Consider the following 8830-nt stretch of genomic DNA (forward strand, 5'->3'; position numbering starts at 1 on the left):
CTAGTCGCCGACGGGCCGCGCCTGTCCAGGTCCGCCGGGCGCCCCGGCGGCGGCTCCGGGGCGCCGGTGGCCGGCGGGTGGGCTGGGGGCGCCGCCCCCCCCCCCACTCCGCTGTCGTTGCCGACCCGGTTCAGGACCCCGCCGGCCCGCCGACGGGTCTCAGATCCGGACGCCGCCCCAGACCCCCGGCTCGGTCCGCGAGCCCAGCCAGTGGGCGATCATCTCCTCCTCCGCCGCCACCCGGCCCAGTGCGATCGCCAGCGTCACCGCGGTGAAGGTAACGATCAGCCAGGAGAGGCCGGTGAAGATCACCCCGTAGGGCCCGAACTGGGCCACGCTGTGCGACATCGCGCGCGGCAGGTAGATCCGTGAGGCCACCCCGAGGGCGGTCACCGCCGCCCCGCAGAGCACCGAGCCCGGGAGCAGTGGCAGCCAGCGCACCCGACCCCCCAGCAGCAGGTGCTGCGTCCACCACCACAGCGCCGTCCCGCCGACGAAGGACAGCGGCACGCCCAGCCAGGCGCCCTGACCGAAGCCGTCCCGAACCGGGGTCTGGTAGACCATGCAGGTCAGCCAGACCACGAGCCAGACCAGCCAGCGCCAGGCGGCCAGCCGGGTGCCCGCCTTCGGCAGCTCCCAGCAGCGCTCGCAGACCCGCTGCATCGCCCGGCTCAGCGCCGTCGCCGAGAGCAGCGTCACCACGGCACTCATGACCCCGATGGTGGTCTCCTCCGCATGACTCGGAGTCAGCAGCTCCTGTACCGACTGCTGGGCCTGTCCCTGCAGCCCCAGCTCGGTGCGCAGCGAGTGCACCACACCGTTGCGCACCGCCGCGGGTGCGAACACCGAGACCACGAACAGAGCGGGCAGCGCGCTCAGGAAGGCCTGGGCGGCGAGCCGGGTCGCGCAGTCCAGCAGGTTCACCCGCAGCAGCTGGCGGATCGACCGCCCGACCAGCGGGACCTGCTCGGGCAGTCCGCGCGCGGTCGTCGTCAGCCTGCTGGACCGCTCCCGCATCCGGGCGACCCGGCCGGATGCCGGAGGGCCGCCGTTCTCGCCGTCGGCCTTCGCGTCGCTGCCGCTGTCGCTGTCACCGCTCCCGTGGTCGCCGCCGCCGTGCCTGCCCTCGCCGTGCCTGCCCTCGCCGTGGTCGTCGTCAGGGTCGGAGGGCGGGCCGGACGGCTGGTCGGTCACGGGCTCGTCCTCCTCGGCCGCGGACGCGCGGGCGCCCGAGCGCGCCCTGGTCACCGCGATCAATGATCGCCCGCCGGCCGGGTACCCGCATCCGGGCGAGGAGCCGCCTCAGCCGGTGCGGTCCAGCAGCGCGACCGTGACCCCGCCGAGTGCCGTGACCTGGCTGGGGGCGCCGTAGTGCGCCCGCAGGGCCTGCGACTGGTCCCCGGGCAGGGCGGCCATCGGGTCGGCGGTGTCACCCAGGACCAGCAGCCATATCCGCTGCGCCTGCCCCAGACAGTTCGCGGGCTGCGGGCAGGCGGCGGGGAAGAGGTCCTCGGCCTGCGCGGCGCTTTGCTCCACGAACACCGGGAACGGCTCGACACCGTCCGGCAGGTAGAAGTCGACACCCGGGCCGATCATGGACCAGCTCTGGTTGCCGAGCGGAGCAGCCACCCCGTCACCGGGCCGGTACCCGGCGGCGATCAGATCGGCCGCCGCCCGGAAGTTCTCGCGCGCCCAGGTGTGCCCGTAGACCGTCCGCACCGCGACCAGCGCCGGCTTGGCCTCCACCAGGGGCACCGTCAGCAGACCGACGGTGAGCAGCACCCCCGCCGCCCTGGCGTGCCCAGCCGTCCGGCTGCGCCGGGGGGCCGTCACCAGCGCGTACAGCGTGCCGATGCCGCCACCGCCCAGCACCGCCCAGGCGGGCACCGTGAACAGCATGTACCGCTCAAGGAAGTACGAGGTGGTGCCGTTGCGCGAAACCACCCACACCGCGATCGCCGGCAGCGCCGCCAGCAGCAGCATCTGGAGCGCGGGCAGCCGCCTGCCGGGCAGCAGCAGCGCGAGCAGGGCGAGGGCGGTGAAGGCGTGGTACACCCCGACCCCCCCGAACAGCGAGTCGCCGAGATGCACCAGCTCGTTCATCTCCGGCCGGACGATCCAGCCCAGCTGCCGCCCCGACTGCTCGTTGCCCAGCATCATCACCGGGATCACCGGCAGCGCCGCGACGGCCACCGCCAGCGGGTACTGCCAGAGCAGCCGCCACTGCACCGCGCTCCGGGTGCGCCACAGGTGCAGCAGGACCACGGCGACCTGTCCGGCGACGGTGCTGAGCGAGATCAGATGGCCCGCGCCCGCCACCGCCATGGCGACGCTGTACGGCGCCCAGCGCTGCCACCCCGGCCGGTCCAGCGCACGCACCAGGAACCAGGTGGCCGCGGCCACCCCGCAGGTGACCAGTGCGTACGAGCGGGCCTCCTGGGCGTACCGGGTGATCTCCGGTACCACCGCGAAGAGCAGCCCGGCGCTGATGCCCGCGGCCCGACCGCCGAACAGCCGCTCCGCGGTCAGGGCCACGAAGGCGGCGGCGGCCGTCATCGCCAGCACCGAGGGCATCCGCAGCGAGATGACCGAGTCGCCGAAGACCTGAGTCCACCCGTGCAGCAGCAGGTAGTAGAAGCCGTTGCTGGCGTCGACGTGCTGCAGCAGCCGCAGCAGGTCCCCGAACGAGCGGGTGGCCGCGGTCCAGGTGGACACCTCGTCGCGCCAGAACTCGGGTGTCCCGACGCGGAACCCCCCGACGAAGAGCATGGCGAGTGCCGGCAGCACCCACACCTGCCCCAGTACCCGGCGGACCGGAAGCCACCCGGCGGCTGATGTCATGCTGAAGAGCCTCGTCGTCAATCTGGTGCGGAATGCTTGATGTGGACAGGCCAGAGTCGGGGCGATCCCCCAACGGCCGGTACCGGCAAGCAGGTTCGCCCCAGGCTACTGGACGGCGATCTGACAGCCCGTCGCCCGGTCCCCCTTACGTACACCATGATCCCATTAGCCCCCGCGACCTCACCACCCGCCCGACCCCTAATCCGGTACTCTGTGGACCGGACGCCCCTCCGGCGCCCGCATCCTGGTCGCCGAACAGGCCGGCCGGCCCCGCCTCAGTAGCTCAGGGGATAGAGCACGGCTCTCCTAAAGCCGGTGTCGCAGGTTCGAATCCTGCCTGGGGCACAGTGATCACCGGCAGGTCCCCCGCCCTCTTCGGGCGGGGGGCCTGCCGGCGTTTCGGCGGGTTTGAGGGCGGGGCGCAGGCCCGGGGCGACCCGCTTCAGCCCGTCGGGTCGGGTCGGGCTGCGACCAGGCCGGACTCGTAGGCCGCGATCACCGCTTGGGCGCGGTCGCGGACGCTGAGCTTGGCGAAGATGCTGGTGATGTGGTTCTTGACGGTGGAGACGCTGATTCCCATCGTCGAGGCGATCTCGGCGTTGTCGAGGCCGGTGGCCAGCAGGTGCCACACCTCGATCTCGCGGGGCGTCAGTTCAGCCAGGCCGGGTGCCGGCGATGGTGCTTGCGGGGGGCGGGGTGTGGTGACGTAGGTGGAGATCAGCCGGGTGAGCAGGCGCGGTGCCACGGCCGCCTCGCCGGTGTGCACGGTGCGCACGGCAGCCAGCAGTTCCTCCGGGGAGACGTCCTTGGGCAGGAACCCGCAGGCGCCGGCGCGCAGGGCGGCGACCACGTACTCGTCCATGTCGAAGGTGCTCAGTGCCAGGACCCGGCTCGCGGGCAGCTCCCGGGTGAGCCGCTCGGTCGCCTGGACCCCGTCGAGGACGGGCATCCGGATGTCCATCACCACGACGTCGGGCCGGTACCGGTGCGCGAGGTCGACCGCCTGCTGCCCGTCGTCCGCCTCGGCCACCACCTCGAACCCGGGGTCGGGGGCCAGGATCAGGGCCAGGCCCCGCCGCACCAGCGGCTGGTCGTCCGCGATCAGCACCCTGATCCGCTCCGGGGATCCCGTCATCCGAACCGTTCCTCTCCGCCGGCCGGCGCCACCGGCAGGCTGGCCGCCACCCGGAAGCCGCCGCCGTCGACGCCGCCGGCCACCATGCTGCCGCCCTGCAGCGCGACGCGCTCGCGCATGCCGATCAGACCGTACCCGGTACGGCCGGACCTCGCTCCGCCCGCACCTCCCGCACCTCCCGCCCCCGTCAGGGCGCCCACCAGGGCGTCGGCCGGTACGGCGGCGCCGTCGTTGGACACCTCGACGGTGATCCGGTCCGGACCGTACGTCAGCTGGACCCGTGCCCGGGCGGGGCCGGCGTGCTTGCGGGTGTTGGTGAGGGACTCCTGGACGATCCGGAACACCGCCAGACCGGTGCTCGGCGCCAGCGGGCGCTCCTCCCCCAGGACGGCGAACTCCGTGGGCAGACCGGCCCTGCGGGACTCCTCGACGAGCCGCCCCAGGTCCCCGACACCGGGCTGCGGAGCCGGCGACGCCCCGTTCAGTGCCACGTCCGGCTCGTCGCCGGCCCGGAGCACGTCGAGCAGCTGGCGCATCTCGCGCAGCGCCATCCGCCCGGAGCCCTCCAGCGTGACCAGGGCGTCGCGCACCACCTCGGTGTCGCCCCCGAGGTTCGCCCTGGCGCCGCCGGCCATCAGCTGCATGGTGGTGATGTGGTGGGCCACGATGTCGTGCAACTCCCGCGCGATACGGCGCCGTTCCTGGGCGACCGCGCGGTCGGCCAGCAGCCTTCGCCTGGCCTCCACCTCGTGCTGCCAGCGCTTGAGCACCTCGGCCGCGGCGATGACCAGCGCCGCCGCGAGCACGTTGGCCGCCACGTCCCCCACCGGAGGGGGCAGCGGATGCCCCCGGCCCACCAGCGGCACGGCCGCCGCCGCCAGGGCGGCCGGCGCCGCCACCGCGATCCCGCGGCAGCGGGCCACGGCGAACAGCGCGACGCACAGCGTGCTGTTGAAGTGGTGCGGCACCAGCACGCCCAGGTTCAACGCCACGCCGAGGGCCAGCACGGCCGCCAGCGACGCCAGCGGGTAGCGGCGCCTGGTGAGCAGCGGCATCGCCGCCAGCACGAGCAGGACCACCGCGGTCAGGGCGATCGGCCGGTCCTGGTCCTGGCCTCCGATCGTGTAGCCGAGGAGATCCAGAGCGGCCGCCCCGACAGCCACCAGCGCGTCACTCGCCGTCCAGGGCAGACCGTCGGCCCCCGGCGATGCCGGTGCCTGTCCCGATGGTGACGGCACAGGCAAGGCCACAGGCAAGGGCGCAGGCGAAGGCGGCGGCGTGGGCCGGTGGTGCGTCGGCATGCTGGTGGTCCTCCCTGTGGCAGACCGGCCCGGCCTTCGCCGTTGCCGCCGCGACCGTCGTCCGCTAGGCCTTGTCCGGCCGAGCCGTTTCCCGCGGCGGTCCGCAGCCCCGGGAGGAAGCCGTCGTCCGGCCTCCGACCAGGACCGCAGCCGGCGTCCGCGGCCCATTCTCTCAGCGGCCCCCGGCCCCGGGAGGCACCCGGGGGCCGACCTCCGACCAGGACCGTGGTCCTGGTCGGGCCCCGGGTGACGGGCCCAGCTCCTGCGGGAGCGCGGTGTCAGGCCAGGGCGTGGTGGGTCCGGGGGGTGGCCGGGGCGCAGGTGTGGAGGTCGGCGAGGAGGGTCTCGGACTCCCGGGTGGCGCGCAGGACCTCCGGGTCGAGGTCGGCGAGGACGAGCTCGCGGTGGTCGGGGCCGGCCTCGGCGAGCAGGCGCCCGTCGGGGGACCAGACCGCGCTGCCGCCACAGGTGTGCCAGGAGCCGGTGGTGCCGACATGGTTGGCGAGCACGGTGTAGAGGGTGTTGTCGAGGGCACGGGCGGGGAACCAGGTGCGCGACTCGTGGTGGCCGTGGCCCACGCTGAACAGGGCGCCGACCAGGTAGGCGTGGCAGCCGTCCAGCGCGGCCGCGCGGGCGTGCTCGGGGAAGCCGGAGTCGTAGCAGATGCCGAGTCCGAGCCGCCAGCCGTCGAGTTCGATCGTGCGGTCGCCGGTGCCCGGCCGGTAGTACTCGCGCTCGGTCTTGAACAGGTACTGCTTGTCGTACCGGGTGACGAAGGAGCCGTCCGGACCGAAGACCAGGGCGGAGACCAGGAGTTCGCCCTCCTCGTGCACGGCCGCGCCGACGACGGCGGCCGTGCCGGTCTCGCGGCAGGCGTCGGCGATCGGCGCCAGCCGGGGGTCATCGGGCTGGACTGCGTACCGGACGGGGTCGCTCTTGATCAGCTCGGGCTCGTAGCCGGAGAGGAACTTCTCGGCGAAGAGCACCAGGCGTGCTCCGGCCGAGGCGGCCTCGCGGATCAGCGCGGCGGCGGTGGCCGTGTTGGCCGATATGTCGCCGGCCACGACCGGCGCCTGGGCGGCCGCGATCCGCAGCGGCCCGGCGGGATAGGGAGAGGACATGGCGGCCACGCTAGCGAACCGCGTTGTCCGCCCGGCCGGTGGTCTCGTCCACGTCGTCCACATCGTCCACGTGGTCCACGTCGCCCAGGTTGTCCAGCTCGTCCTCGAAGGCCGCAGGGCGGGTCGGCGCGGCGAGGACGCGCTGGACCCTGGGTCTGGTCCGCCAGTTCACCCGCCGCACGTCCCGGGCCAGGGCGCCCGGCCGCCAGAGCTCGACGGCGGTGGTGACGGCGCCCAGCACGATCCCGGCGGCCAGCCAGCCGCCGAGGACGTCGCTCGGCCAGTGCACGCCGAGGGCGACCCTGGTCCACCCGATCGCCAGCGCGGTCAGCGCCGCGACGGCGCACGCGGCGGTTCGCCCCGCGCGACGGGCCTGCGGCCAGAACAGCCCGACCAGGACGGCGCAGGTGATCGCCGAGGCCATCGCGTGCCCGGAGGGGAGGGCCGGCCCTCCGGCGTGCGAGACCGGATCGGGGAAGTGCGGCCGCTGGCGGTCGAAGGAGAGCTTCAGCAGCCACTGCCCGCCCCAGCCGACCAGGGCCTGCGCCGCCACCCACCCGGACAGCACTCGTGCGCCGATCAGCCAGAGCCAGACGGCGGCCAGACCGAGCAGTGCACGCATCGTGACCGTGCCGCCGATGTCGGAGAGCGTCTGCACCGAGGCCGTCCAGACGGTGTGGATCTGCGAGTAGTCGTGCATGCTCGCGACCCAGCCCTGGTCGAACCGGTCGAGCGGGCCCCAACAGGTCTGCACCAGGACTGCCAGGACGCCGAACAGGACGGCGCAGCCGACCGCGATCCCCGAGTACCGGAGCAGGCGCTGGTTACGCCGGGTAGCGGCGGGCGAGCTTTTGGTCAGGTGCATGGCTGACACCTTCCCAGTGCGCCATGGTGATCGGACCGTGCGGCGATCGCGATTCGGCATCTTTTGTGCGGAGGACCTGCGTGCGCCGGGTCGCGGGCGTGGGCGGAAACCGGGAGTGTGGAGGGTGTGTCGGCGTGGCGCGTGGGAACGCACGCGACGGCCCGGAGGTTCACCGGACAGTGGAATGCGCGGTGAACGGGCGCGGCCGGGGCGGCCGCCACGAACCGATCGCTCCGAACCGATCGCACGGCTCGCACCCGCAGTGTCGGAGCGGTCACCCTCCGTCCGAATCCGGAGTGAAAAGCGGCAGGATACTGCATCGCTGGAGGAATCTGAGCGACTTGGGAATGTTGTCCGGAATCTGTTCGTTGGATCGTTACGTGTGAGCCCCCCGGGGCCCGCATTTCTTGCCCTCTCGGGGGCAGGCAGGCAGACCTCGGCAACACCAGCAAAGGGAGCAAGCATGGCCACCCGTGCCGTCGTTCGCGACAGGGCCGACCGGACTCGCGCGGCCCGCCCGACCAACCTTGAGGCCGACCGTGACCTGGTCGGCATGTACCTCGACGAGATCGCCAGGACACCCCTGCTCGATGCCGCCGAAGAGGTCGAGCTCTCGCTGCGGATCGAGGCCGGCGTGTACGCCCGGCACCTGCTGGACGAGGGCGAGCCGCCCAAGGGCGTCAAGCGCGAGGAGCTGGAGGCGATAGCCGAGGACGCCGAGCGCGCCAAGGACGTCTTCATCCGGTCCAACCTCCGTCTCGTGGTCGCGGTCGCCCGGCGCTACCCGCGCAGCGGCCTTCCGCTGCTGGACCTCATCCAGGAGGGCAACGCGGGCCTGGTGAGGGCGGTGGAGAAGTTCGACTACGCCAAGGGCTTCAAGTTCTCCACCTATGCGACGTGGTGGATCCGGCAGGCGATCACCCGGTCGATCGCCGACCAGTCGCGCACCATCCGGCTGCCCGTCCACCTGGTCGAGGAGCTGGGCCGGATCCGGCGGGTGCAGCGGGAGAAGTCCAAGGAGCTGGGCCGCGAGCCCGAGCCGGCCGAGATCGCGGCCGAGCTGGACACCACCGAGGCGCGGATCAAGGACGTGCTGGACTGGGCCCGGGATCCGGTCAGCCTCAACATGTCGGTCGACGACGAGGGCGAGACCCAGTTCGGCGACCTCGTCGAGGACACCGGGGCGACGTCCCCCGAGGACGCCGTGATGGTCATGCTCCGCCGCGAGGAGCTGGACGGCCTGATCGGACGGCTGGACGACCGCACGGCATCGATCATCCGCTCCCGCTACGGGATGGAGGACGGCCGCGAGCGCACCCTGACCGAGGTGGGCAAGCAGCACGGGCTGACGCGTGAGCGGATCCGCCAGATCGAGAAGCACGCACTGGCCGAGCTGAAGCGGATCGCCGATCACGCGGGCTTCGAGGCCGCCTGACGGCCTCGTGGCGGCCGACTGGCGAGAGTCGGCCGACCGGCGGGGCCCGGGGGGGGGGGCGCCCCCCCCCCGCCCCCCGGGGGGGGGGGGGGGCGGGGGCGGGGGGGGGAGGGGGGGGGGGTGTCGCGCACT

The 8830-nt window shown here is 73.4% G+C and carries 7 protein-coding genes and 1 tRNA gene; 2 read left to right on the forward strand and 6 right to left on the reverse strand.

Annotated features, from left to right (window positions below; all coding sequences use genetic code 11):
• Positions 1–159: 159 nt before the first annotated feature.
• Positions 160–1248 (reverse strand): YhjD/YihY/BrkB family envelope integrity protein, encoded by a 1089-nt coding sequence (locus ACIGZJ_RS18960; protein WP_396458265.1) that lies wholly within the window; start codon positions 1246–1248, stop codon positions 160–162.
• 54 nt (positions 1249–1302) lie between these two features.
• Positions 1303–2841: a glycosyltransferase family 39 protein gene (locus tag ACIGZJ_RS18965; protein ID WP_396458266.1), complete on the reverse strand. Its 1539-nt coding sequence runs from the start codon at positions 2839–2841 to the stop codon at positions 1303–1305.
• Between the two features lie 272 nt (positions 2842–3113).
• On the opposite strand from ACIGZJ_RS18965, the gene ACIGZJ_RS18970 reads away from it, so the two are divergent.
• Positions 3114–3186 (forward strand) — tRNA-Arg (locus ACIGZJ_RS18970).
• A gap of 97 nt (positions 3187–3283) precedes the next feature.
• Here the strand turns inward: ACIGZJ_RS18970 and ACIGZJ_RS18975 are convergent.
• The 4 genes from ACIGZJ_RS18975 to ACIGZJ_RS18990 form a co-directional block, all read right to left on the reverse strand.
• Complete coding sequence (locus tag ACIGZJ_RS18975; protein ID WP_396458267.1) at positions 3284–3976, reverse strand: response regulator; 693 nt, start codon at positions 3974–3976, stop codon at positions 3284–3286.
• Positions 3973–5139, reverse strand: a complete 1167-nt coding sequence (locus ACIGZJ_RS18980) for a sensor histidine kinase (RefSeq protein ID WP_396458268.1) — start codon at positions 5137–5139, stop codon at positions 3973–3975. Before ACIGZJ_RS18980 ends, ACIGZJ_RS18975 begins: the two co-directional genes overlap by 4 nt.
• 416 nt (positions 5140–5555) lie before the next feature.
• Positions 5556–6398, reverse strand: a complete 843-nt coding sequence (locus tag ACIGZJ_RS18985) for a carbon-nitrogen hydrolase family protein (RefSeq protein WP_396458269.1) — start codon at positions 6396–6398, stop codon at positions 5556–5558.
• Between the two features lie 10 nt (positions 6399–6408).
• Entirely contained in the window at positions 6409–7263 is an 855-nt protein-coding gene (locus ACIGZJ_RS18990; RefSeq protein ID WP_396458270.1) for a phosphatase PAP2 family protein, read from the reverse strand.
• Between the two features lie 463 nt (positions 7264–7726).
• Between ACIGZJ_RS18990 and ACIGZJ_RS18995 the strand changes: the two genes are divergently transcribed.
• Positions 7727–8698, forward strand: a complete 972-nt coding sequence (locus tag ACIGZJ_RS18995; protein ID WP_387942031.1) for a sigma-70 family RNA polymerase sigma factor — start codon at positions 7727–7729, stop codon at positions 8696–8698.
• Positions 8699–8830 lie beyond the last annotated feature (132 nt).

The sequence above is a fragment of the Kitasatospora sp. NPDC052868 genome (assembly GCF_044547105.1).
Taxonomy (GTDB): domain Bacteria; phylum Actinomycetota; class Actinomycetes; order Streptomycetales; family Streptomycetaceae; genus Kitasatospora.